The organism is Marinoscillum sp., assembly GCF_040222955.1.
GTDB lineage: Bacteria > Bacteroidota > Bacteroidia > Cytophagales > Cyclobacteriaceae > Marinoscillum.
This window is the reverse complement of record NZ_JAVKCA010000022.1, coordinates 149,567-176,217: the sequence shown is the minus strand read 5'-3', so window position 1 is coordinate 176,217 and position 26,651 is coordinate 149,567. Positions and strand designations below refer to the sequence as shown.

20 protein-coding genes are annotated in these 26,651 nt (G+C 47.6%); 7 read left to right on the top strand and 13 right to left on the bottom strand.

Annotated features, from left to right (window positions below; translation table 11 throughout):
- Position 1: 1 nt before the first annotated feature.
- Genes RIH33_RS20120 through truA form a run of 3 tightly spaced genes read right to left on the bottom strand, consistent with a single transcriptional unit; the run spans position 2 to position 3,057 of the window.
- Positions 2–541, bottom strand: coding sequence for a hypothetical protein (locus RIH33_RS20120; RefSeq protein WP_406651876.1), 540 nt, complete (start codon positions 539–541; stop codon positions 2–4).
- A complete protein-coding gene (locus RIH33_RS20115) occupies positions 538–2,304 on the bottom strand; it encodes an ABC transporter ATP-binding protein (protein ID WP_406651874.1) in 1,767 nt (588 codons plus the stop codon). The genes RIH33_RS20120 and RIH33_RS20115 overlap by 4 nt, the downstream gene beginning before the upstream one ends.
- 3 nt (positions 2,305–2,307) lie before the next feature.
- Positions 2,308–3,057, bottom strand: a complete 750-nt coding sequence (truA, locus tag RIH33_RS20110; RefSeq protein ID WP_406651872.1) for a tRNA pseudouridine(38-40) synthase TruA — start codon at positions 3,055–3,057, stop codon at positions 2,308–2,310.
- Positions 3,058–3,154: 97 nt separating this feature from the next.
- Here truA and RIH33_RS20105 point away from each other — a divergent pair, with 97 nt between their 5' ends.
- The gene (locus tag RIH33_RS20105) at positions 3,155–3,643 is read left to right on the top strand and encodes a DUF4293 domain-containing protein (protein WP_406651870.1); all 489 of its coding nucleotides are present in this window, start codon (positions 3,155–3,157) and stop codon (positions 3,641–3,643) included.
- Positions 3,644–3,807: 164 nt separating this feature from the next.
- The gene (gene htpG / locus RIH33_RS20100; protein ID WP_406651869.1) at positions 3,808–5,700 is read left to right on the top strand and encodes a molecular chaperone HtpG; all 1,893 of its coding nucleotides are present in this window, start codon (positions 3,808–3,810) and stop codon (positions 5,698–5,700) included.
- A 94-nt stretch (positions 5,701–5,794) separates the two neighbouring features.
- Here htpG and RIH33_RS20095 read toward each other — a convergent pair whose 3' ends face one another.
- Positions 5,795–8,362, bottom strand: a complete 2,568-nt coding sequence (locus RIH33_RS20095) for a S8 family peptidase (protein WP_406651867.1) — start codon at positions 8,360–8,362, stop codon at positions 5,795–5,797.
- 289 nt (positions 8,363–8,651) lie between these two features.
- Here RIH33_RS20095 and RIH33_RS20090 point away from each other — a divergent pair, with 289 nt between their 5' ends.
- From RIH33_RS20090 to RIH33_RS20070, 5 genes are all read left to right on the top strand, one after another.
- Positions 8,652–9,491 carry a M57 family metalloprotease gene (locus tag RIH33_RS20090; protein ID WP_406651866.1) on the top strand — a complete coding sequence of 280 codons (840 nt, stop codon included), beginning with the start codon at positions 8,652–8,654 and terminating at the stop codon, positions 9,489–9,491.
- Between the two features lie 111 nt (positions 9,492–9,602).
- A complete protein-coding gene (locus RIH33_RS20085; RefSeq protein WP_406651864.1) occupies positions 9,603–10,466 on the top strand; it encodes a M57 family metalloprotease in 864 nt (287 codons plus the stop codon).
- Positions 10,467–10,601: 135 nt separating this feature from the next.
- Positions 10,602–11,465: an aldose 1-epimerase family protein gene (locus RIH33_RS20080; RefSeq protein ID WP_406651863.1), complete on the top strand. Its 864-nt coding sequence runs from the start codon at positions 10,602–10,604 to the stop codon at positions 11,463–11,465.
- 4 nt (positions 11,466–11,469) lie between these two features.
- Positions 11,470–14,019: a M14 family zinc carboxypeptidase gene (locus RIH33_RS20075; RefSeq protein WP_406651862.1), complete on the top strand. Its 2,550-nt coding sequence runs from the start codon at positions 11,470–11,472 to the stop codon at positions 14,017–14,019.
- Between the two features lie 48 nt (positions 14,020–14,067).
- Entirely contained in the window at positions 14,068–14,919 is an 852-nt protein-coding gene (locus tag RIH33_RS20070; RefSeq protein ID WP_406651861.1) for a hypothetical protein, read from the top strand.
- Here RIH33_RS20070 and RIH33_RS20065 read toward each other — a convergent pair.
- From RIH33_RS20065 to RIH33_RS20025, 9 genes are all read right to left on the bottom strand, one after another.
- A complete protein-coding gene (locus RIH33_RS20065) occupies positions 14,916–15,962 on the bottom strand; it encodes a 1-acyl-sn-glycerol-3-phosphate acyltransferase (protein WP_406651860.1) in 1,047 nt (348 codons plus the stop codon). The genes RIH33_RS20070 and RIH33_RS20065 overlap by 4 nt on opposite strands.
- Positions 15,959–16,867, bottom strand: coding sequence for a bile acid:sodium symporter family protein (locus tag RIH33_RS20060; protein ID WP_406651858.1), 909 nt, complete (start codon positions 16,865–16,867; stop codon positions 15,959–15,961). The genes RIH33_RS20065 and RIH33_RS20060 overlap by 4 nt, the downstream gene beginning before the upstream one ends.
- A 105-nt stretch (positions 16,868–16,972) precedes the next feature.
- Positions 16,973–18,409 carry an RNA-binding domain-containing protein gene (locus RIH33_RS20055; RefSeq protein ID WP_406651856.1) on the bottom strand — a complete coding sequence of 479 codons (1,437 nt, stop codon included), beginning with the start codon at positions 18,407–18,409 and terminating at the stop codon, positions 16,973–16,975.
- A gap of 101 nt (positions 18,410–18,510) precedes the next feature.
- On the bottom strand, positions 18,511–19,875 hold the full coding sequence (locus tag RIH33_RS20050; protein WP_406651855.1) for an aldehyde dehydrogenase family protein: 1,365 nt from the start codon (positions 19,873–19,875) through the stop codon (positions 18,511–18,513).
- 3 nt (positions 19,876–19,878) lie between these two features.
- On the bottom strand, positions 19,879–20,637 hold the full coding sequence (locus tag RIH33_RS20045) for a gamma-glutamyl-gamma-aminobutyrate hydrolase family protein (RefSeq protein WP_406651854.1): 759 nt from the start codon (positions 20,635–20,637) through the stop codon (positions 19,879–19,881).
- A 2-nt stretch (positions 20,638–20,639) separates the two neighbouring features.
- Positions 20,640–21,782, bottom strand: coding sequence for an iron-containing alcohol dehydrogenase (locus RIH33_RS20040; protein WP_406651853.1), 1,143 nt, complete (start codon positions 21,780–21,782; stop codon positions 20,640–20,642).
- Between the two features lie 45 nt (positions 21,783–21,827).
- Positions 21,828–23,150: an ethanolamine permease gene (eat, locus tag RIH33_RS20035; RefSeq protein ID WP_406651852.1), complete on the bottom strand. Its 1,323-nt coding sequence runs from the start codon at positions 23,148–23,150 to the stop codon at positions 21,828–21,830.
- Between the two features lie 69 nt (positions 23,151–23,219).
- Positions 23,220–24,104, bottom strand: a complete 885-nt coding sequence (locus tag RIH33_RS20030; protein WP_406651851.1) for a transglutaminase N-terminal domain-containing protein — start codon at positions 24,102–24,104, stop codon at positions 23,220–23,222.
- Positions 24,101–26,647, bottom strand: a complete 2,547-nt coding sequence (locus tag RIH33_RS20025; protein WP_406651850.1) for a circularly permuted type 2 ATP-grasp protein — start codon at positions 26,645–26,647, stop codon at positions 24,101–24,103. The genes RIH33_RS20030 and RIH33_RS20025 overlap by 4 nt, the downstream gene beginning before the upstream one ends.
- Positions 26,648–26,651: the final 4 nt, after the last annotated feature.

Genomic DNA, 26,651 nt, shown 5'->3' with positions numbered 1-26,651 from the left:
TCTACCTGGCCCAGCCTTCCACGATCAGCGAATTGTCCGGGAAACGGATCTCCATAAAGAAATCTTCCAGCTCATCTCCTTCTTCCTGAGCTTTTGCATGCAGCATCGACTCAATTTTGTGGGGTCTTGGTTGCACCAATACGTGCATGCTGAGAAACACTGCATAACGTGCGTTTGACTGAAATTGGCGTACCTCGAAACTCTCAGGAATCTCTGACATCTCGGCGGCCAGGCTAATGCCTATGAACCGGGCGATATGATTTTTTGGCAGGGTATCATTATGAAAAGTAATGATGGTCAGGGTTCCGTCAATGTCCTTGTTGGCAATCATCTCCCTACACCTGGTGCCAAAGTCTATCGGAGCCTGGTCAGTATAGTGGCTTATAAACATTTGGCCTGCCACCGTTCTTTCAATAGGATCCAGCCTGTAGGCCTTTACTTCGTCAAAACCACCCAGCATGTAGTAGATGGAGCCGATGATGATGGTCAGAAATAAAATGATGAGGCTCAGGTAGAAATACCTGGTCAGGGTTACATTCATGATACCACTTCTTTGTACTGCATTTGGTGAAGTTGCGTATAAAAGCCGTCTAATTCAAGTAGTGTGTCGTGGGTTCCTTCTTCCACGATCTCTCCTTTATCCAGTACCAGAATTTTATCTGCATTCTGAATGGTGGAAAGTCTGTGGGCAATGACGATGGAAGTCCGGCCCTTCATCAGCTTTTGGATGGCCTCCTGGATCAGCTCTTCTGTTTCTGTATCCACTGAGCTGGTCGCCTCATCCAGTACAATGATTTTAGGATCATAAACCATGGCACGGACAAAAGAAATCAACTGGCGCTGCCCCACTGAAAGGGTGGCCCCACGCTCCATCACATTGTAATCAAACCCACCAGGAAGGCGCTCTATGAATGACCTGGCCCCCACTAACTCTGCTGCCTCCCGCACTTTTTCCAGACTGATGTCCGGATTGCGAAGGGTAATGTTATTATAGATGGTGTCAGAAAACAGGAAGACATCTTGTAGCACCACCGCGATGTGGTTTCTGAGATTTCCCAGTTCAAACTCGCGAATATTGGTTTCGTCAATGGCAATAGTTCCTTTGTTGATCTCATAAAACCGGGTGAGCAGATTGATCACCGATGACTTACCTGCACCTGTAGCGCCCACCAGTGCCAAAGCTTCACCTTTTTGCACTTCAAAATTGATGTCTTTCAGTACCCAATCTTCATCGTTGTAGGCAAACCAGACATTTTCAAACTTCACGGTACCTTCTATGTCCTCAGGGTTATGACTTCCATTGTCTTCTATGTACTCTTTGCTGTCCATGAGATCCAGAATCCTGTTGGAGGCCACTATTCCCATCTGCAGGGTGTTGAACCGGTCGGCAATCATTCGGATAGGTCTGAAAAACATCTGAATATACATGATGAAGGCAATGAGTACGCCAAGTGTAAGTTGCTCCTGGATGACACTACCTGCTCCGTACCACACGATGAGGCCTATGCCCCCGGCCTGAATAATCTCTGCGACAGGGAAATAGGTGGCGTAATAAAACACTCCTTTGATATTGGCCTTGCGGTGCTCGCGGTTGATCTCTTTAAATTTTTCCATCTCCCTCTTCTCGGCATTGAAGATTTGAACAATGTTCATCCCGGTGATGTGCTCCTGTACAAACGAGTTGAGGTTGGAAACGGCAGTTCGCACTTCATTGAAGGAGACCTTTACTTTTTCCTTGAAAACATAAGTGGCAAACAGCAGAATCGGCAGCAGTGCCAGGCTGACAAGTGTCAGCTGCCAGCTGAGTGCGAACATAAAGACCAGAATCACGAGCAGCTGGAGCACGTCCGCAATAATACCCGCAATCCCTGTACTGAACACCTCAGATAAGGTTTCGATATCACTCACGCTTCTGGTGACGAGTCGGCCAATGGGTGTTTTATCAAAAAACCGGAGACGAAGATTCTGGAGATGATTGAAAAGCTTAACACGTATGTCTTTGATGATATACTGCCCCAGCCAACCTGACATGTAGGTATGAAAATACTGCACAATGGCCTGAGCAACGAGTAGCACAATGAGCACAATTACCCAGAATACCAGGCCGTTGTAATCACCATGGGCCACGTTGTTGTCTATGGTATACTGGATGATCCATGGTCGCACAGGTGTGAGCAGTGCCAGGGCTATGGTGAGAAACACCACCAGGTAAAATTGCTTTTGATAGGGTTTTGCAAATACGAAGAGTCTCCTTAGTATCTGCAAATCCAATATATTCCCACTAATCGTTTTTTCTTTCTCCAATGCTTAAATGTCTAGGTATATTGATTCGGGATATTTTACCTCAGTAAGGAAAAGACCCTCGGGAGGCACAGCCCGCCCTGCGCGGGATCTTTCGCCGCTTGCCAATATGTTCTCAAGTTCTGATTGACTAAGTCTGCCCTGCCCCACTTCCAGCAGGGTGCCCACCATGGCCCTGATCATGCCCCGCAAAAATCTATTGGCACTTACGGAAAATAAGTGGCCGTCGTTGGTTTCTTGCCAGCTTATCTCGTAAATATCACAATCAAAATGATTGACATCAGTATGAACCTTACTAAAAGCCTGAAAGTTCTTCCAACTTTTAAACAATGCAATGGCCTCCCGGATTGGTGCGACCTCCAGGTTTCTTGAAAAAAAATAGGAAGTCCCCGTTTTGAAAGGATCTTTCTGTTGGTGAAGGTGATAATGATAGGTACGCCGCACGGCATCAAAGCGGGCATGTGCTTCGGGGTTAACGGGTCGGATGGCGTTGATGCTTATCTCTGGAGGGAGTAATCCATTTAGCCGATACTGAAGCTGCACCAATGAATCAGAAAGTTCCGCATCAAAATGAGCAACTTGCTGAAGTGCATGTACACCGGTATCCGTACGGCCACTTCCGAGACAGGCAATGTCCTGCTGAAGAATCGTACTCAGCGCCCGGTTGATTTCTTCCTGCACGGTGTGGGCATTAGGCTGAATTTGCCATCCATGAAATGCCGTGCCGCGATATGAAATGTCCAGGAAATACCTCATGGCTGCAAAAGTAAGACTTTACCTGGTAAAGAATTTGTAGACATTCGATTGGGTTTGTGGGGAGGGATCGGCATTTTTGCGAGAAATATTAGAAATTATGATTCAAAGAATCCAATCTGTCTTTTTGTTTCTGGTAGCCGCTATCATGGTGACCGTGCTTTTTTTGCCCATTTGGAACAAGCTGGACCTTGATGTCCAGGAGAAAGTGACGCTGAATGCTTTTAAAATGGTGTACGCTTCATATGATGAGGCCGGAGAACTTACAGTGATGGCTTCTGTAGATACTTACTGGATTTCCGCCCTGGCCATTTTGGCTGCAGGCATTGCCTTGTTTTCCATCTTCCAATACAAAACCAGACTGAGACAGATGAAGCTTGGGGCACTCAACTCGTTGATTATGGGTGGCTGCCTGGGTATGACTTATTACTACTCTACCAAGGGAGATCAAATGCTGAACCCCAACACCCAGGGCAATTTTGAAATAGGCTTCTATATTATTGCAGCTGCACTCTTGTTTAACTCGCTGGCCAACCGCTTTATCCGAAAGGATGAAAAACTGGTGCGGAGTGCGGACAGGATTAGATAATAATTCGTGACTTACCATCATTTTAAATCCGTCTTTTGACGGATTTTTTGTTTGGAGCCAGCCCACCTGGAGCTGTCAACGCTCTGCCATCTTGACAGTATTTAACCTCTGGAATAGTATTTGATTTCAAGGACTCTCAGAATTAAAAAAATCACAATAACGATATGCAAGAGAAAGGTACTATTTCAATCCACACGGAGAATATCTTCCCGATCATCAAGAAGTTTTTATACTCCGATCATGAGATATTCCTACGCGAGCTTACCTCCAACGCTGTAGATGCCACCCAGAAGATTAAAAGATTGGCTTCTCTGGGAGAATATAAAGGTGAGCTTGGAGATCTGACCATTGACGTCAGCGTTGACAAAAAGAAGAAAACCATCACCATTTCTGACAAGGGAATTGGTATGACGGCCGAAGAAATCAAGAAGTACATCAACCAGATTGCTTTTTCGGGAGCCACAGAGTTTGTGGAAAAATACAAAGACAAGGGTGATGAGCAGCAGATCATCGGTCACTTCGGGCTGGGCTTTTACTCAGCATTCATGGTGGCCAAGCAAGTAGAGATCCAGACACTCTCTTATCAGGAAGGTGCTGAGCCTGCAGCCTGGTTGTGTGATGGAAACACAGAGTTTGAGATCAAAACAAGCAAGAAGAAAGAGCGCGGCACAGAGATCATCCTCCACATTGCCGACGACTCAGAAGAATTTTTAGAAGAACACAGAATCCAGGGTATCCTGGATAAATACTCCAAGTTTTTGCCTGTGCCGATCCGATTCGGACAAAAGGACAGACAGGTAGAGGATGGAGAAGACAAAGACGGTAAGAAAAAGTGGAAAACCGTCCAGGAAGATAACATTATCAACAATCCTGAGCCACTCTGGGCCAAGTCACCAAGTGATCTGAAGGATGAAGATTACCTCGAATTCTACAAAGAGCTCTACCCTTTTTCAGAAGAGCCACTTTTCTGGATTCATTTGAATGTGGACTATCCTTTCAACCTTACCGGAATCCTTTATTTCCCAAAACTTAAAAAAGATTTTGAAGTTCAGCGGAATAAGATCCAGTTGTACTCACGTCAGGTGTTTATCACCGATGAGGTGAAGGACATAGTGCCGGACTTTTTGCAGTTGCTTCATGGGGTGATCGACTCTCCGGACATTCCGCTGAACGTGTCGCGTAGCTACCTGCAGTCAGACAGCAACGTGAAGAAAATCAACGGATACATTACCAAGAAAGTGGCGGATAAGCTGGGTGACCTGTTCAAAAAGGACAGACCGAGCTACGAGCAGAAATGGAGTGATATCGGTGTTTTCGTAAAATACGGAATGATCTCCGAAGAGAAGTTTGAAGAGAAAGCCAAGGATTTCACTTTGGTGAAAAACGTAGAGGGTAAATTCTTCAACATAGAGGAGTATAAAAAAGAGGTGGCCACTAACCAGACCAATAAGGACAAGAGTGTGGTTTTCCTTTACACCACGGATGAAGAAAAGCAGCACAGCTATCTGGAAACCGCGAAGAAGCGAAGCTATGACGTGCTGGTGCTGGACGGCCCGGTAGACAGTCACTTCATCAACCACGTGGAGCAGAAATATGAAGGTGTTACCCTCAAGCGAGTGGATGCTGACGTGATAGACAAGCTCATCGATAAAGATGAGAAGAAGGAATCTGTGCTCTCTGATACTGAGAAGGAGAAAGTATCTGCGGCCTTCAAGAAGGCCATTGGGGATGAGAAAAATAACGTGACCATAGAGCCTATGGCTACGGATGACATGCCGGTGACCATCACCCTGCCTGAGTTTATTCGCAGGATGAGAGACATGCAGGCTCAGGGCGGTGGCGGCCCGATGATGTTCGGTGAGATGCCGCTCAACCTGTCAGTATCAGTGAATGCCAACCACGCGTTTACCCGCAAGATAGTAGATGCGGAGAGCGAGGACGATCAGGTGGCATTGGCCAAGCAGGCTTATGACTGGGCACTCCTTTCACAGGGAATGCTGAGTGGTAAAAACCTGACCAACTTCATCAACAGAAGTGTGGAGCTGGCAGTAAAGTAACTTTCTGCCCCAGGGTAGAATCAGAAAGCTGTCCTGAGAAGGTCATTTTCACCCATTCGTGGTGAGGGATCTTTTGGGGACAGCTTTCTTGCTTTCAGCGCTTGATAAACTTTCCGGTGTCCACTACTTTTTCACCTTCCATGAGTCGGTAGAGGTACAAGCCAGCGCTGAAGTCCTGTACGATGATGTATTCAAAGGACTCCACCAGCTTTTTTTCCAGGACTAATTTGCCCCGGTCATCCATGATCTGGAGCACCTGTCCAGTACCGGAGGAGAGCAGGTTGATATAATTTTCGGCGGTGGGGTTTGGAAACACCATCACCTGACCAGGTCTTTCGATATACAGGGCACTCTCCTCTGATTGGAGATGGCTTCCATCTTTGAAATACAGAACGGCCTGGTAGGCCATAAGCCCCGGATCCAGGTCATTGTCTGAAAGCACAAAAGAAGTTTGACCTGCCGGTACGATATCGGTCCATATTTCCTCTGTAGCATTCACAAATCTGAGCACTTCTATGTGTTCTATATTGGCCGAAGTGCTCAGGTTGAGCGTGACCCGCACAGTTTCTTCACTGGCGCGCTCGGCAGCAAAGAAGTTGAAGTAACAAAAGGTCCCCTGAAATGTATAATTGAGCGCCAGACTCCGCAAACCACTGGCATCACCGATCACCGGAGCCACTGAGTAGTATACACTGGCAGACTTATCGATGGTATATATGGTGTCTGTGGTCGTTCCGATCAGGTTCAGGGAGGTTGCTCCCATTTCATATACCTCATAGGATTGAGCTGCGCCGATTTGGGGCCACTGCAGCCCAAAAGTTTCTTCACAATTGAATGCGACAGATACGGCAGGCAATTCGGATAAGGAAAAATAGTCAGAAATGAATTCTTTGGCCCCCACGGTCATTTTCAACCGGACAGTGGCGGAGGTATCCGGGGTTAGCCAGCTGAATGGCTCGTTTAAATCTACTGCCCCAACGTCCACCCATTCCCCATCAGCCAGCTGATAAGCCACTAGCCCCTCGCTGGCGGCCAAGGTGGAATTCCAGATGAGCCGTTCCGGATTGTTGGCGGGCAGAATATCGCTGGAGGTGGGGAAGTCCCAGTCAAAAGTGTCCGCCATTTCGAAATACCAGGCTATGGAAACATCCTGACTCGTTGAGCTAAGGTTGGTTCCGGATAATTGCAGCTGATAAGGTCCGGCTTGCGGTGATTCCAGAGAGAAAAATTCCGTATTGTTCAGGTGATCGGAACCTCTTTGGGAAGGCCGATTGAGCGCTGCTTCCGAGGGACTGTGATCAAGAATCCATGGCAGCCAGGTAGCGCCTTCATGGGTGAGCAGGGCATCCACATCGTTGATCAGTGCACTGGTGGTATTGAGCTCAGCTGGAGGGTCCACCCAGCTCACTGCCACCTTAACTTGACTGACGCCTGCAGGCACTTCCATTTCCAAAGAGGTATTTTCTCCCTTGTGGACAGTCGTGGCATGGTGCCAGCCGCTTTCCAGGATTTGTCTCGACTTTGACGCATTGGCACTACCATATCCCGAATAGAAATCAATTCCATCAGGCCCAATGTCATCCGCACCAGCTATGAGCACAGCTTTGATCATGGCAGAAGTAGGCAATTGAAGGGTTTTATCCTGAAAGGCTTCCTGAAGCAACGTCACAATACCAGAAACAATAGCCGCGGCATCTGAGGTGCCGCCTCCACCATAGGCTGTGAGCTCCGGCTTGACGCGTCCGTCAAATGCAGGTCCTCTGGAGTTGTATGGGCTTACCGCCAGACTGGTGTCCACAGCACTGACGATAAGCGTATTTTTGGCTTGTTTAAAGGTGCCGGTGAGATTGGCGAAAGAGAGTCCGCTATAAATGCCATCCTCCGGGCGGGATGTGCCGGCGTTCCCCGCAGAAAAAACATGTACGATTTCAGGTTGAGAAAAAATAGACTGATCGTAGGCGTATGCTTCTACCCCATAGTAGTTTTCAATGCCTACCCCATAGGAATGGTTTTGAAGGTATATTTCATTTTGTGTCAAAACCGTTTCATCATCGGGCAGGAGGTTATTAAAGTCTGAGGATGCTATCATGGCTGCCGTGGCGATTCCCTTATAAAGCGGAGAAGTATGGCCGGCACCCAAAATGATGGTGGCCATATCCGTGGCATGTTGTGATACATCTTCTGCCTCCAGGCCAATGAGAAATGTCTTGCCAACCAAATCAATATCTGCTACATCAAATGTTCTCTCCTTGAGTGATAGCCTGAGACCACTGCCCTGGAGGTTGGGGTACTGATGCTGTATTTTCCGGATTCTGTTGTATCGAAAGTCAGGTACATCCAGTACCGATTCTTCTTTCGGGGCGTCTGGAGCATCAATGAAGAGAATATTTTCATTCTCCATTAATTCATCGAATATCAGATTACGAGCAGCATAGAAGGTGAGCGTGGACGAGCCCTGGTGCCAGGTAAGTACCTTCAGGCGATCCCCATATTGCTCCACAAAAAGGGACTCATCCTTCACAGCTATGGAAAAAGTATCCATAACGCTGAGGTGCATGCGCCTCCGGGACTCTTCCTTTAATTTGGGTGAGAGTCTGGACTGAGCCAAAACAGTACTCACACAGATCAGGGTGATAAAATGCATCCAAAACAGCCGCTTCATAGCAGCGAATATAATTAAGATTAATGGAGTGGATTCAGCGATGATTTTGGGTAGAATTCTGCGTTTAGGGCTTATTTGAGCGTATTGTAAGCCTTGACCTGTAAGAGCTCGGAATTATTGCGATAAATATTACACTTTTACGAAATATTATACCGCAAAAAAACAATAATTCACATATTTATTCTAATTCAAAAGAATATTTTGCTCAAATAAACTTTTTAGATACTTTAGGGGAATTCTTGATGAGGTTTCAAGAATCTTTCAAACCTAATTCAAACTTATTTACACAATGAGAAAAACTAATTACCTAGCGGTGTTTACTCTGGCAGTGAGCATTCTATTTGTTTCTTGTGAGCAGCAGAACGATGCTGTAGTTACTCAGGATGAAGTTTCTGAATCAGTACTTGCGGCCCTAACCAATGCTGGATTTGACGTAACACAACAAGCTCCGATCAAATTTGATGATGGGTATCTGGTAGAAGGAGATATTTATATCCCTGCATCGGAACTTGCTTCTTTGAAGGAGGGAACAAGACTGGCTGTAGAAGAGCAGTACAGCACCAACAACCTGGTATCTACTGGCGGATCACGAACCATCACCATGTACGCTTCACAGGGCGGAAAGAACGGTTACAGTGCTGGAATGATTGCTGGGCTGGATTTGGCAATTGCCCGGTACAACGCCCAGAACCTCGCTATCTCTTTTCAGAGAATCAGTTCATCAAGCAGTGCTGACATTGTGATGACAAGGTTGAGAAAAGGTGAAGAGAGACAAGGAATCCTTGGCTCGGCCGGATTTCCAACAGCTTCTGGCGATCCTTATGGCGAAATCAAAATGAGCGGTATCCTGGAATCTTCTTACGGTCTTAGCACCGAAGGGATTGCTACCATCATTGCTCACGAAATGGGTCATTGTGTAGGTTTCCGTCACACAGATTACTTCGACAGAAGCATCTCATGCGGAGGAGGAACCTCTAACGAAGGTACGGCCGGCGTAGGTGCCAACCACATCCCTGGCACTCCTACAGGAGCGACCGCATCTGCTAAGTCATGGATGCTCGCCTGTACTGACGGTGGTGACAGACCATTCAACAACGACGATAGAACAGCACTGAATTATCTGTACTGATCTTTTTATAATGACATATTGGAAGGACATCTCGAAAGGATGTCTTTTCCGTTTTATAGCTATTCCAACTGGCTGATTTTTACTTATTTAAACACTTAAATCTTTACAACAATGAAAAAACTCAATTATTTCACAGCATGTATGCTTCTTGCAAGCGCAACATTCTTTGCATGTGAGTCCGATCAAGTAATGAAAGAAGAAACTGTTTCATCTGAAGTAATGGCCAGATTGACTGACCTTGGATTTGACATTACCAATCAGGTTCCCATCATCTTTGAAGATGGTTATTTGGTTGAAGGGGATATTTATCTGACCGACGCTGATCTGGCCAGGATGAAAGCGGGTGTACGTGTACCTGTGGAAGAGCAGTATAGCACCAACAACCTGGTAACCACTGGTGGCAACCGTGTGATCACGGTGTATGCACCTGAAGCAAGCTCCGGTGGTGGAAAAGGCAAAAAAGGGGGCGGTTCGGGATATAGCCCTGGCATGATAGCCGGCCTTGATCTGGCCATCTCTCGTTACAATGGACAAAACCTGGAGATTTCTTTCCAGAGAGTCACCTCGTCCAGCAATGCGGACATAGTAATGACCCGGCTGAGCAAAGGGGATGAGCGTAGAGGCGTTTTGGGTTCTGCCGGATTCCCTACAGCTTCTGGTGACCCTTACGGAGAGATCAAAATGAGTGGGGTTCTTGAGTCGTCTTACGGTTTGAGTACTGCTGGCATTGCGACCATCATCGCACACGAGATGGGCCATTGTGTTGGCTTCCGTCATACAGACTATTTCGACAGAAGCATTTCTTGCGGAGGAGGAACCTCTAACGAAGGTGATGGTGGCGTAGGTGCCAACCATATCCCTGGAACCCCTACAGGCGCAACAGCTTCAGCCAAATCATGGATGCTGGCCTGTACAGATGGCGGTGACAGACCTTTCAACAACGATGACAGAACTGCGCTGAATTACTTGTACTAAGAGAAAAAAACATAGTATAGAGAAAAAGGGCATCCGCAGGGGTGCCTTTTTTTATATCCACAGGGTTTGAGGATACTTTTGGAGATAAACACTGAAAATAGCGCTCAAGAAGCTTCCTTTTTTTATTTTTAGTGAATGAAGATTTCAAACAATCACCTCAAAGCAACCTTTAATGCGCGGGGAGCAGAGATCACGAGTTTGACCCATAATACTACGGGGCGGGAATATATCTGGCAGGCTCAAACCAAATACTGGGGACGGCATGCCCCTGTGCTCTTCCCTTTTGTGGGAAAATTGAAAAAGGATCAATATAAGCATGAGGGCAAAACCTATGAGATGGGACAGCATGGGTTTGCGCGCGATCTGGATTTTGAAATCATCGAACACACTTCCGATCAGATCATTTTTCAGTTGGAGGCAGACTCAAATACTTTGAGGAAGTACCCTTTTAAATTCGAATTGAGAATTATCTACCAGCTGGACGGGCACTCGTTGCGGACCTCCTATGAAGTAAGAAATAAGGGAAAACAAGTCATGTACTTCTCCATTGGCGGACACCCGGCCTTTGATTGTCCTTTTAATCCGGAGGAGTTTCGCTCCGACTACTGGCTCGAGTTTGATCAGCAAGAAACTTTATACACTCAAAGACTTGATGGCGGGCTCTTCAGCGGGGTGGAAGAAGCCATCGAACTGGATGGGCAACGCCTTCACATTACGGATCATCTTTTTGATAAGGATGCGCTTGTCTTTAAGCAGCTCAATTCTACTCAGGTAAGCTTGTCCAGTCTTTCTCAGAAGTGGCTGACTTTTCATTTCGAAGGATTTCCCTACCTGGGGATCTGGTCCAAAAGCCAGGAATCCCCCTTTATATGTATTGAGCCGTGGTATGGGCTGGCGGATCACATTACACACTCCGGGGAGCTCAGCACTAAGGAAGGAATCAGAAAGCTGGAGGCTTCTTCCTCGTTTAACTGCCACTACACGGTGGAAATTCATTAATAAGATGAAGAAATTAATACTTTCAACGATTCTCCTTTGCCTGATTTGGACTGCTCAGGGGCAGACTCTCCTCGAAGGGTACCTTCCTCAGGATGTAAACTATGATTTGGCGATCCCCACGCCCGAAGAAATATTGGGTTATGAGGTGGGAGAATGGCACGTGAGCCACGACCAGTTGGTTTCATATATGCGTGAGTTGGCACGTGTCTCGGATCGCATAGCCTTACAGGAATACGGTTACAGCTATGAGCACAGGCCCCTGATGGTATTGATCATCACCAGCCCTGAAAACCACGTGAACCTTGAAGCCATCCGCTCTGAACACGTACAGCTGGCGAATGCAAAGGTCGCCCCCGATAGCGATTCAAAACTTGTCCATTATATGGGCTACAGTGTCCACGGCAATGAGGCCAGTGGCTCCAATGCCGCGTTGTTGGCGGCCTATTACCTGGCCGCAGCTCAGGGTGCATGGGTGGATCGCCTCCTTTCGGAAACGGTCATACTACTCGACCCATCCTTTAATCCGGATGGGCTTCAGCGATTTTCTACCTGGGTGAATATGCATAAATCGGCCAACCTGGTATCCGACCCCAGTTCCCGGGAGTTTGATGAGGCCTGGCCCGGAGGGCGTACCAATCACTACTGGTTTGACCTCAATAGGGATTGGATGCCTGTGCAGCATCCAGAGTCTAAGGGCAGGCTCACACTCTATCACCAGTGGAAACCGAACATCCTCACAGACCATCACGAGATGGGGAGCAACAGTACCTTCTTTTTTCAACCGGGAGTACCCTCCAGAAAATACCCCTTAACTCCTCAAAACAATGTTACCCTGACCGAGAAAATCGCGCAATATCACGCCGCTGCGCTGGACAGCATAGGTTCACTGTACTACTCCAAAGAGGGTTTTGATGATTTCTACGTAGGCAAGGGGTCTACTTACCCGGATATCAATGGTGCTGTGGGGATCTTGTTTGAGCAGGCCAGTGCCAGAGGTCACCTGCAGGAAAATCAATTCGGAACCATCAGTTTTCCAGAGGCCATCAGGAATCATTTCGTGACATCACTGTCCACCCTTAAGGCAGCAAATGCCTTAAAGTCTGACCTGCTGAGCCACCAGAGTCTATTTTACAGAGAGGCGGAAAAGCTGGCCGGTGCCGACCCGGTGAAGGCCTATATTTTTGGTTCTGAGGGCGACCCAGCCAGGGCATTTCATCTGATGGAAATACTCCATCGGCACGATATCCTTATTTATCCCGTGCAAAAAAACATTAAGAAGGGAGCAGCATCTTATAGCACCGGGGGGTACCTAGTCCCCACTAACCAGCCTCAGTATCGCCTGATCAAGGCACTCTTTGAAACCCGGACCACATTCCAGGACAGCCTCTTTTATGATGTGTCTACCTGGACCCTTCCTTTGGCCTTTAATCTTAATTTTGATGAACTAGGTGCTAAGGATTATGTACAGAGCCAATTGGGCCAGGCCATCACCAGCTCGGTGTTTCCTGCAGGGCAGGTGTTGGGGAGTTCCGACTATGCCTACCTGTTTGAGCCCAATGGATATTACACACATAGAGCCATCATGCGGCTGCAAAAAGCCGGAATTGTCACGGAAGTGAATCACTCCATACACAGGGATCAAAACAGATCATACATGCGGGGATCGATTGTCATTCCTGTGGGTGTTCAGCGGGAGAAAAGAGACATTATTGAGGCGGTCATCCAGGAGATTGCCACGATGGACGGTATTGATGTATATGGACTCAATACGGGATTGGCCATTGGTGGGTCGGATCTGGGTACCAGACAGGCCGAAGTGTTGACCATGCCGAAGGTGGCCGTACTGGTGGGCGATGGAGTGGATGGGAATGAAGCCGGGGAAGTATGGCATTTACTGGATCAGCGAATGGGGATGCAGGTGACCCTTTTACCAGCCGAGGCACTTCACCGGGCTGACCTGAGTCGATACAATAAAATCGTGATGACAGATGGTAATTACCGAAGCATAACGGATACGGGGGTAGAAAGCCTGAAACAATGGATCACACGAGGAGGAGTGATAGTGACATGGAAGCGTGGGGGCAAATGGCTGGCAGATAAGGACCTCTCGAAGGTGCAGTATGCGAAGAGCCAGCCGGACACCACAGGCTATAAAAAGTACCTGGAGCTCGATCAAAATCGTGGCGCACAGGTCGTGGGCGGGGCTATATTTGAGGCCAGGATGGATCTTGGTCATCCGCTCAGCTACGGACTCGAATCCTCCAAAATGCCACTTTTTAGAGACCATAACCTTATGATGAAGAAGGCTGCCAACCCCTATGCCAACCCGTTGGTTTACACCCCTGCTCCATTGATTAGTGGATACATTTCGGAGGAAAGGTTGAAACAAATCTCCGCTACTCCGGCAGTGACCATTTCCGCATTGGGCAGAGGACGCATCATTACCTTTGCAGACAATCCCAATTTCAGGGCTTTTTGGTATGGAACCAACAAGCTTTTTCTGAATGCCCTTTTCTTCGGACAAACCATCAGCAGCGGAGCGGCAGAAGAATGAAATTTTTTGGTAGGTTTGATCGTTGAAGTGTCCAGGAAGTAACCCGAAATGAAGAAATTATTATCACTACTTGTATTCTTTTTTGTGGCCTTTGCCGTGCTGGGGCAAGATGGCGAGTCCATTGACGAGCTGTTCAGGGTGAACTATGAGACTCCCCTTACGCTGGATATGAAGGCTGATCTGGAGAAGGATCCCCTGGACAAGGACGAGACCAAGAAGAAAGAAAAGAAGAAAAACCCTAAAATCTATTATAAAATTAAAGCCAAGCGGGGTTTTGCCAAGCAGGGCTTTGGCGACCGAACCGTGGTAGAGCTTTTTTATTACCTCAAGGACAAAGACTATGAGGGACCTGATCCATATGCCCGGGATTTTTATTGGTATGATTTTAAGAAAAAGAAGATCGTGAATTCCCTGCGCGTGAAGCGTGCGAACGCTGGTGTACTGCATGGCCATTACGAAAAAAAGATGGGGGATCAGGTGATCGAGGAGGGATATTTCTACAAAGGAATGAAGCACGGCCGATGGGTGAGGTACAACAGGCACGATATCCTGCAGGAGAAGGAGATTTACTGGAAAGGGTGGCCAAAAGAGTCACTTCTGGCTTATTATGACTTTGATCGTACGCAGCTAAAGGAAATGATTCCGGTACATTTTGGCGAAAGAGAAGGCGAATACTACGCCTACCATCCCAATGGCAAGCTGGCCGTAGTGGGCCATTACCAGTTTGACCACCGGGTAGGTGTCTGGCGTGAGTATTACGACAATGAGCGGGTGAAAAGGGAAGTTACTTACCCCCTGGAGGCCTTTGATAAGAAAGCCAAACCAGTCATTACCAAAGAGTGGGACCGGGAAGGTAACATCATCTATGACCGCAAAAAGTACCAGGCAAAGGTCAACTAGAATTTGATCAATGACTGCCGTGCCATCGCCACCATAATGGCTGTAAAAGCAAACAGCAGTCCCGCTTCCCAGCCAATCCAGATCACACCCATTGCAAAAAGAAACGACCACCAAAGGATGTGGAGAAACGACCCCACCATGTACTTGATAGAGATGTAAAAAACCTGATCTTTGATGCCACGAATGATTTTGCTGAGGGCGAGCATTGGTGGCAGATTGAATATGGACAACATCGTAATTAATACTTTTCGCACGGGCCCTTTTTTCATTGGCTCACGTGGCTCAAAGTGATCACCCTCGGCCATGGCCTTTAACTCGTCAAAAGACAGATGCTCATGTTTGGGCTGAAATATCCAGTCCCTCTTTTGCACATAATCTTCGCCCTCTTCAGCCAGTATGAGTGTTTTCTTCATCGCTTCAGCCAGGTCCTGCTTTAAGAGATTGTATCCCTTTTGTTTATGCTCCTTGTACTGAGCCATATAGTCCTCCAGTGCGATAGGCTCACCAAACTTGATCAGCACTTTACTGAGTGGGCGGTAGTGTGAAAAATAGTTGACCCCCGTGGGAACGATGTATATTTTGGTGTTGGGGTCTACCTGTGCGCGGGCATCCAGTGCCAGTCGGGCAGTTCCCTTTGAGAGGGGTCTCAGATAATATTCTATGCCGTGGTTTCCTTCCGGGAAAATGAGGATTGCCCGTTTCTCAGAGAGCATTCGGAAACAGGTGTCAAACACTGCATCGTTTTGTGAGAGGCTGGCAATACCATCTCTGATGCGGTAAATCGGCATCATGTTCAGCGCCTTCAAAAAAGGCATTGACCATTTGTTGAACACGTCTGATCGGGTTAGAAAAGAGACCGGCACCTTGTTGAATGTGCCTACCAGTACCGCATCCATAAATGCACCCTGGTGGTTGGGTGTGAAGAGTAGCGCGCCATCCCGGGGGATGTTATGGGCGCCATAGATTTTTACCCCACCAAAGAATAATTTTAAACCGATCCAACTCGAAACCTTTACTAAATAATAAAACCAGTGTGCTCTCATTTTACTGCTACTGCTACCCTATAGTTCCACCAATAAGCCAGGGACAATCCCGACAAGATGTGCCAGATGCCCCACCAGGCGGCGACAATGGCCATGCCACCCAGGCCCTGAAAAAACGCAAATATAAGGAGTAATCCGAGTCCTGAATTTTGAATGCCGGTTTCTATGGCCAGAGAGCGCCTGTCGGCCTCCGGCAGCCCGAAAATTCTTCCTATCTGATAGCCGGAAATGAGTGCGATGGCATTGTGAAGAAAGACCAGGAAGACAACCAGGTAAATGTAATTGAGGAAAATATCGAGGTTGGCAGAAAATGCCAGGATCACAATCGCCGCAAAAATCACAATAGACCCAAAATGCATGTATGGGTGTAGTTTTTCGGCAGTTTTGGGGTACTTGTGTCTGAAGCTCATGCCCAATACTATGGGAATCCCTAAAATGGTAATGATGGTTTTAAATACGTCCCAAAAATCCAGGCTGACTTCCGTCAGGAGTGCTGCTGTGGGGGCATACATGCTGGCCCAAAACGACAGGTTGATAGGGGTCATGAAAATGGCCAGAACACTGGAAATGGCTGTGAGACTAACCGATAGTGCAATATTTCCACGGGACAGGGCCGAGAAGAAGTTGGAGATGTTGCCACCAGGACAGGCTGCCACCATCATCATCCCCAGTGCAAAGGTGGGATGAGGCTCCAGTACCCACACCAGTACAAAAGTGAGGAATGGCAGGATAATAAACTGAGAAAGCACTCCAGCCAGGGTGCCCAGTGGCTGTGCCAGCACCATTTTAAAGTCGGCAGGAGTCAGCTTGAGGGCTACACCAAACATGATAAACCCTAAACTCAGGTTGAGGATAAAAATGTTTTGGTCTGAGAAGTTGAGGGTGATGTTGTCTATTGATTCCATAACAATCATTTAGGATGCTATCAAATAACCATCAAATAAGAACATGTTGATTTTCAGATAGTTATATCAATAGTTAGCTTTTCAGGCTATTAACCATCAAACAAACTATGCCCAAATTGGGACATAACTTTTATACTTTCTTGATTTACTATTGGGATCATCTTCTTTGATTAACTTCTCATCCAAAGTGTCTTTGATGATTCTGGAGGCAATAGCTGCGTTTTGATCTTCAATTTTAAATCGTTCTCTTAAACTTTGATTAGTCATTTTTTCGTTCGAAACATGTTTAAGGCATGAGTGCTGGTAGCATGCTTTGATTTTTTGTTTTTTATCCAACTCATTAAGGGTCTTGTAGCTATATAAACTTAGTTTTGTTCTATTATCTGTTACCTCCACCCCGAGAGGAGGAAGTTGATATAGCTCATTGTAAAAGATGACTTTATCAAGGCCACTCCCTTTTTCTTCACAAAAGCTCATTATATCCGCGAGCTTTTCGTTTCTTGAGATATATCCATCAATGAACCTTTCTGGAGATATAAGGGGAGCTCCTGGGTTTGATATTTCCAATCGATCTGAATAGATTTCGACCATTGGGAAACCCTTTACAGAGAAATCTTGATGAATCAGTGCGTTTGCAACAAGTTCTCTAATTGCAATTTCAGGGTACATTCTGGTTTCTGTTCTGAGAACTTTTCCAATTTCTTCATTTGCTGGTAAGCGTGCGTTTATCCAATCAACCAAACCTAAGAACCCCAGCGAGTAGCCCTTCTTTCCAATTTGTTCTCTTTCAGTCTCAACTTTGTTTTTACCAGTATAAACTATAACCCTAACACTTTTACGATTTACTGTGTCGAAATCCTGAAGGTTTTTCGCAAGGAGAATTGCTCCGAGATTAGTTATAGTGTAACCTTTTTTCTTTTGGACAAAACCCTCTTCAATGAATTTTTCTATTACTCCATTCTGGTTAGATGGGTAGGGCAGATCTAGGAGATCAAAATATGTCTCGGCGCTCAAAAGTTTGATGACATCCGAGGTTGATACGTTTTCTTTTGCTACCTCCTCTTCAAAGGGTTTCCCATGTTTTCTCCATATTTTGGATTCTTTTTCAGGGAAGTCCTGGAGTCTCCTTGTAACACTTCCAACCCTTATATAAGTAACATTTAAAAAGCTTACAGGTCGATCTGTCGCAGAGGGAATGATGAAAACTACTAATGGACAATTTGGCTCATAGTCAAATTCATATATTTGGAAGTCAATACGTGGGTTTAATCTTGTGGAAAGCCAATTTTCTAATTCCTCTCTTCCCTTTTTATGCTTTCTTGGTTTAAAAGATGTTCCTAATATCCTGTATGTATCATCTTCAATTCCAAATATAAGGTACCCATACATCTGATTTCGTAGACAAGCTCCATTCGACAAAGCCGCTAGCCGTTCACCAATTTCGTTTTCTGAATGGAAATTGTGCTTAAATTCAATCCATTCACTTTCGCCGGGCTGTTTGATTAAATCGTCTATTAAATCAACAAGTTGATCATTTGTCATAATTGATAACCATCAATCCCTAAAAGTAGATAATAACTTTCAATGAAAGTTATTTAAAGTAAGCTCAGTCACGAGACTCTGCACAAACTCTTTTAAACCCATTACCCCCTCCAATGATACGCCTTGGGCTGCGTAAAAGCACGGATGCCCATATAGGAAAGTGTAGCGCCCAGACCTGAGTTTTTGCGGCCCGACCAGGGCACGTTGGGGCTCACCCGATCGCAGCAGTTCCAGTATACGGTGCCCACATTCATCTGATCCAGCACCTTCTTAGCCCTGTCCTCATTAGCTGAAAATACCGCTGCTGTCAGACCATAGCTCATGTCTTGCATCAGACTGGTGGCTTCTTCATCGGAGCTGACTTTTTGGATACCTATCACAGGACCAAAAGACTCCTCCTTCATCAGTTCCATGGAGTGATTTACCCCGGTGAGTACAGCCGGACTCATATAATATCCTTTTCTGCTAAGTCGCTCACCTCCCAGTACCAGTTGTGCACCTTTGGCAACAGCATCAGCTATCTGGTCTGAAATGACCGCCAATTGCTGCGGTCTGGTCAGTGGACCAATAAAGGTACGGTCTTCTATGGGATCGCCCAGCAGGTAAGATTTTACTTCTTCCGTGAAGTGCTTCACGAAATCTTCATAAATCCCTTCCTGCACATAGATGCGCTCCACTGCACAGCAGCTTTGGCCATTGTTGTAAAAAGCGCCTTCCGCTGCATTGATAGCCGCCTGCCTGATGTCCGCGACATCATCCATGACATAAAGAGGGTCTTTACCGCCCAGTTCCAGCTGTACCGGTACGAGTTTGTGCGCGACTGTTTTTGCTATGTGCACCCCTGTCTGGTATGAGCCTGTGAAGAAATACCCATCCAGGTCCGCTTCCAGGAGTAGCTGACCAACTGCTCCCGTGCCGATCACCACTTCAAAAACATTTTCCGGTACTCCTGCCTCCTGCAGGAGCGACTTAAATTTTAATCCTGTAAGGGAAGCATATTCCGAGGGCTTGTAAAGTACGGCATTGCCGGCGACCAGGGCATAGAGAAATACATTGTAGCCCACATTGTAAGGAAAATTCCAGGCAGAAATATTGGCGATGACTCCCAGGGGCTCATAGGCGATCAATTCTCTGGTGGCGTCATCCGGAGTGATTATTTCCTGCGCAAGCCATTTTTCGGCATTCGTTTTCAGGTGTTGGATCCGGCCCAGTGAACCATTGATTTCGTTGAGTGATTGTGTGATGGGCTTGCCGGTTTCGCTGGTCAGGACCTGAGCCAGGTCAGCTTTATTTTTGAGTACCAGTTCACCAAATTTCTCAATGATGTCCAGCCTTTGTTTCACACCGAGATTTTGCCAGGCTTTTTGACCAGCCCGCAGTGCTTCCACTTTTGAAGCGACGGTGGCAGCCGTGTCTGACGTGAGTACTGAGATGACTTCTTCCGTTGCAGGATTGATGACCTTCATGGTTTAGCTTTTCAGCGATTTTACGTGTTCGAGAAAATAAAGATAAAGTTTGTCAGCATTGATGACCTGACTGCCGAGTGTATGTGAAAACTCAGGATGCCATTGTACTCCCATCACCCAGCCATCAGGCGCTTTGGTATAGCCAATGGCCTCTATCACTCCATCTTCCGGGCTTTCGGCGAGCACCTCCAGGTTTTTACCCAGGTTTTTGATGGATTGGTGATGCACACTGTTCACACGGGTGCTTTGGGCATTTTTATAAATTTTCGAAAGAATTTTTTTCTCTGTAAAGGTGATCTCATGAGAGACGGTATCATACTGGTCGGCATCCCGATGGACCAATACTTCCGGCCGCTGGGTTTTGGTGTCCTGATAGAGGGTCCCTCCAAAATATACGTTCATAACCTGCATCCCGCGGCAGATGCCCAGTATGGGTTTGTCACTTTCCATGGCCAGGCCCATAAGCTTGAGCTCGTATTTATCCCTCACGGGATCACCCTTCCATCGCCCGTTTTCTATGGGCTTTTCTCCGTAGGACTCTGGCGCCATATCGGTACCCCCCTGGAAAATGAAGCCATCCATTTCCTCCACGAGGGGATGAAGGAGCTCATCGTCCACATCCGGGATCAGCACAGGGATGACTCCCTCTTTGGTAAGGTACCGGGCCATATCATTTTCGAGGTAGCTCAGTGTCTTGGGTCCGAAAACTGACCGTTGAGGATCCGGGTAGAGAAAGCAGGCAGAAATGCCGATTTTTAACATGCTCAAAGTGCTTTTTGATATAAGGTATGAAAGTCACTCCAGCTCACCGGTTTGGGGTTGTTGGGGTGAGCAAAGTCTGCCACTGCCAGATTCGAAAGTTCATCCAGGTGCTCCTGTTTCACCTCTATGTCGCTGAGTTTGGTGGGTAGAGCCAGTCGCTGGTTGAGCTCAAAGAGGAAATCCACCACGCGTTCACCATCTCCATCCACCACACCCAGAAATTCCGCCATTTTATCAAATCGGGATTCACATCCGGCATAATTAAACTCCATGCCATAGGGCAGATTCACAGCGTTGGCCAGCCCATGATGAGTGTCCAACAGACTGGAAAGTGGATGCGCCAGGCTGTGTACCACGCCCAGACCTTTCTGAAAGGCCACTGCCCCCATGAGTGAGCCGAGCAGCATATTGGAGCGGGATTCCAGGTCGGGATGATGGGTGGCTTTTTCGATGGACTTGGCGATGAGGGACATGCCCTCCAGAGCAATGCCATCGCACATAGGGTGGTAGTTTTTGGCCAGGTAGGCCTCCATGTTATGGGTGAGGGCATCCATGCCCGTGGCGGCAGTGATAAAGGGTGGCAACTCCATGGTGAGCATGGGGTCGGCAAATACCTGCCGGGCCATGAGCTTGGGGGCAAACAGAATTCTTTTTTTCTTAGAAATATCCTCGGAGATAATGGCACTTCGGCCCACTTCACTCCCGGTACCGGCCGTGGTAGGTACCGTCACAAAGTAAGGTACCGCCTCGGTGACGTACTGGTCACCCCCTATGAGGTCATCATAGTCAAAGAGTGGCCGATGATGATGGATGCGGAGTACAATGGCCCGGGCGACATCCAGTGCCACTCCACCGCCGATGCCCACTATACAGTCACAACCAGAGCGGTGATAACAATCCCCACCCTTGAGCACATCCGACTCTACCGGGTTTTTGTGCATGTCCGTGTACACCTCTGGGGTCAGATTTCTGGACTTCAGGGCATTTAGTATGTCCTGAAAAAACTCAAGCTCGGAAACATTCGCATCTGTGACCAGGAGGGGGTGCCTAAGCCCCTGAGCCACCAGGTGGTCGGGCAGTTCGTCGATTACTCCGGCCCCAAACCTAATGGGTGTGGGGAAGTTAAAGTTCAGCCTGTTTTGCATAAAGAAAGCTCCGTGATTCGATTGGATGAAATGACATGGATCAAATTAATTCTTTTTCTCTGTAAACAGAAACCATAAATACGCAGCCAGCATAATCACCCCATAAATCAACGCCAGCTTCAGGTTATAGACGGTCATGGCCACCAGTGCAAGACTTGCTATGATGAGGGCACAAGCCGGAAAAAAGGGATAAAACGGCACTTTGAAAGGGCGATTGAGATCAGGTTCCTTTTTCCGCAAGGCAAAGAACGCCAACATCGAGACGATGTACAACGTGAGGGCACCGAAGCAGGCTATGGTGATAATGTCACCTGTTTTCCCTGTTAGAAGTGCCACTATCCCTATGAGCATGTTGATGACGAGGGCGTTGGCAGGTGTGAGGGTTTTGGGGTGTACTTTCCCGAGCGATTTGGGAATATATCCTACCCGGCCAAACTCAAAAGTAGAACGGCCTGCCGCCAGGATGATGCCATGAAAGGATGCCACCAATCCAAACAAACCTACCGTGATCAGCAAATGATAAAGGATGTGACTGTCGCCGACTATCTTGGCCAATGCCAAAGGTAGTGGCGAGTCTGAGGCTTCAGTGCTTCCGGGCGGGTATACCACAGACTCCCATCCATCCACACCTACCGCCGACACGAAAGTGAGAAGACAAAGCACTACCAGTGTGAATATGGCTGATCCAAAGCCAATCAAAATACTGCGCTGAGGGTTTTTTGCCTCTTCGGCCACATTGGCAACGCCTTCTATGGCCAGGAAAAACCAGATGGCAAACGGAATGGCTGCAAATGCCCCCTGAAAACCATTGGGCAAAGCATTCATTGTGAGATTTTCAATTTTTAGTTGCGGCAGACATACTCCGGCAAAAATCAGTAACTCCAGCACCGCCAGGATGGTGATGACCAGCTCAAAAATGGCTGCTGCGCGTACCCCAATGATATTCAGCCCGGTGAAAAGCAAATAGGCCAAAATAGCTATGTAGAGAGCGTCTACCTGGGGGAAGAAAATATTGAAATAAGCCCCAATGGCTGCAGCGATGGCCGGAGGAGCAAAAATGAATTCGACATTTTGAGCCATGCCAGCCAGAAAGCCGAGCTGCTTACCCAGGGCCCTGTCCGCATAATCAAAGGCACCCCCTGCCTTAGGAATGGCACAGGCCAGCTCCGTGTAGCTAAAGGTGAAGGTGAGGTACATGATGATGATGAAAAAAGTGGCGATGGCCAGCCCCAGTGTGCCTCCTTCTGCCAGGCCCAGGTTCCAGCCAAAATACATTCCCGAAATCACGTACCCTACCCCAAGTCCCCAGAGCATCAACGGTCCTAATGTTTTCTTGAGCTGAGGAGTCTGTGGGTTTTGATCGGCCATTTCTGAAATTTATTCTAAAATAGTCATGGACGGGCGGGTTTACCGGATTTGTGCAAAAGAAATGTCCAATTACCCTGCAGTGTCCAGATTGCGGACGTCTACGCTGACCTTCATCGTTTGTTTGCCCACGCTGTAGACAATGCCTTTGAGCGGAGTGATGTCCGCAAAATCTCTGCCCACGGCTACCCGTACATGCTTATCATTTACCAGAAGGTTATTGGTAGCATCAAACTCCACCCACTCCAGACCAGGGATATACAGGGCCATCCAGGCATGTGAGGCATCTGCCCCTACCAGCTTGGGCTTGCCCGGAGGCGGAAGTGTCTCGATGTATCCGCTGACATATCTCGCAGAGAGGTTGATAGACCGCAGACAGGCCAGCGCAAAGTGAGCAAAGTCCTGACAAACCCCTTTTTTGGTTTCAAAAACCTTTTCCAGGGGGGTACTGATGTCTGTAAAGCCGGGTGTGAAACTGAAATCATGAAAGATTCTGGAGTTGAGTTCCAGCATGGCTTCCATGATCGGTCGGCCCGGTGTAAAAGACTGAAGGGTGTAAGTCTTGATGCCCTCCACGAAATGCACATGTTTGGACTCCAGGTAAAATTGGCGAATGTCATTCAGGGCGTCTGTGGTTCGCAGCCATTTTACCACTTCTTCCCAGGGAGGGGTGCTGGCCGGGTCTACCTCCATCCATGCAGGTGACTCCAGGGTGACTCGCGTTTTGGAGGTTACCGTCAGTTTTTTGTGGGCTCTTTCTATGGAAAAATAGAGGTACTTATTATCAAAAAAATCCCGCCGTTCACCCAGAAAACTAGGTTCAGGATCTATCTCGTAGCTGCTTTCCTCCACGGTCTGGCAATCAGAACTCTGTGGCAGCTGTACCATAATGTTGTGACACAGAGAGGCCGTGTTTTGATAAATATAATCGGTGATGTGTGTGACCTGATACCTCATATTTCTGGCAGCAAAGTGGTTTGAATCATGTGGTAGCGACTACTGGTATGACTGAAGTATTTTTGGTAAATCAGATCTGACGTGTCTCCCAGGAGTACAGTGATTTCTTCCAGGAAGGTTTTCAAATAAGTATAATTTCCTTTCTTTTCGTCAGCGGTGGCCAGCAGCTCAATGTCACACAGCCTGATTTTGGTCACTGCCTCCAGAAGCTTTTTGCGAGCAGGACTGAGAAACTCTTCCACTTCCTGTTCCTGCGCAGGCATGCTGCTGAGGTGTTTTTCGATCCTCATGATCTGATAGATGACAGACCGGGGGTTTTCCTCGTGCAAAATGAGCAGACTGAGCACCCCCTTCATTTCCATCACGGATCGGTAGCGATAGCGGTAGGTAACCAGACTTTCACTGCAACGGAGCGTATCCTCCATGAGCGACTTGTCAATCTCCGACCCAAAACGCTTCCCGAGCATCGAACTCAGCACCTTACAGTTATTGATGGCGGACTCAATGAATCTTCCCACATTGAGCAGGTGCCAGGTAGGTTCACGAGTCATATTGTCAATGTTCAGGCCGTAGAATGCCATCAGCTTGATGACCATACTGTCCAGGCCGTCATAAATCTGAGTGAGGTCAGACCCCATTTTTTTCATTCGTGAGAGTTCTTCGGAGATACTATCCAGGATTCTCCAGGTATCCAGGCTCAGGCGGTCACGCACTGCATATCCATTGGATAGGAAAGCATTGAGTGAGTAAGCCAGACTGCCTACACGCCCTGAGTCGAGCACCAAAGAGACCAACTCCTCCTCGGGATGTCTGAGGACTTTTTTGTCTTTAAATCCCGGCTGTGTACCAGTAAGTTGGGTCAGAGTCCTAAGCAAGGTGGAAACCACAGGGTTTTCTTTAATGTGAATGTCTTCATCCACCTCATTGTAGGTCATGAGTACCATCCTCATCAGACGTACGGTATAGACGCAGCGTTCCATGTATCTGCCGATCCAAAACAGGTGTTCACCAGTACGGCTTGGGAGTACACTTTTAAGTTCCGGTCTCAGACCTGCTTCTGTTGCTTGAGCGGCCTTGGATTCTTCCCTTTTCCCCAGCACCCAGGTGTCTTTACTGATGCCCCCCTGCTGATTGGAAACGATAAAGGCGCCTCGCTGTGGGGAGCTGCGGGAAAGTCCCCCGGGCATCACGGAGTAAGTGCTGCTTTCCGAATCCGCCACAATGTAGCTTCTGAACACTGCGTTTCTGGCCTCCATTTTCTGATTGATCCAGGAGGGTGTGGTAGAGAAATTGACCAGTTCCTGCCCCACATAGAGGTAAGGGCTTCTGTCGATCTCAGCACGAAGCTGATTGAGCTCTTCTTTCGAAAGGGATCCCCCGTGTACAGACTTGTTATCTGCACTCCGATAAATTTTTCGGATGATGAGGTTTTCCAGGTGATCGAGTACATATTTTTTCTCTTTGTCCTGTCCACACCACCAGGTGGCCACAGAGGGAAGGATGAGTTCCTCGCCCAGGAGATGTCTGGAAAGCCGTGGCAGGAAAGCCATTAAACCGGGATTTTCAAGTATTCTACAACCCAAAGGATTGATCACGATCACCTTTTTTTGTCGGACAGCTTCCATAAGGCCTACCACCCCCAGGTGTGAGTTGCTTCGAAATTCAAGCGGGTCACAAAAAACGTCATCGACACGGCGGATGATTACATCCACCTTTTCTAATCCCTTAATGGTTTTTAGCCAAACATATCCATCGCTCACCGTGAGGTCTTCTCCCAGGGCTAGCGTAAAGCCCATAAACGAGGAGAGGTAGGCGTGCTCAAAATAAGTCTCGTTGGTCGGGCCGGGAGAGAGGAGCACGATGCGTGGATTCTCTTTGTTTCTGGACGACAGGTTGACGAGTGTATTTTTTAGGGTTTGGTAGTAGGTAGAAATCTTCCTCACCTCGTTTTCTCTGATCAGGTCAGGAAATACACGGGTCATTGCGGCCCGGTTTTCAAAGGTATAGCCCGCGCCAGATGGAGCATCGGTTCGGTCATGGAGTACCCACATTTTACCATCGGGTCCGCGCGCCAGGTCGGCAGCATACTGGATGAGCTGCTGCTCGCCATCCAGCTTGATCTTATCGACTTGCCGCAAAAAACCCTTGTGATTATAAACCAGCTCAAAAGGAATGAATCCGTCTTTGATGAGGGTCCGACTTCCGTAGATGTCTGAAAGGATAAGATTGAGGAGTTCGGCCCGCTGGATCAGGCCTTTTTCGATGATCGCCCAGTCCTGTCCACTGAAAATCATCGGCACGGGATCAAGCATCCAGGGTCTGTTCATCCCATCAGGGTCTCCATAGATGTTATAAGTCACTCCGTTTTCGCGAAGCTGCCTGCTTACCTCCTCATGGTACTGACCCAGCTTTTCAGGGCCCAGTCGGTCATAGTACATGGCGAGTTTTTGCCACTGCGAAGAGACCTTGTTTTCAGGTGTAGCCAGCTCGTCCAGAAACGGCTCATTGTTGAACATGCGATCAACAAGATATGATTCGATCATACCA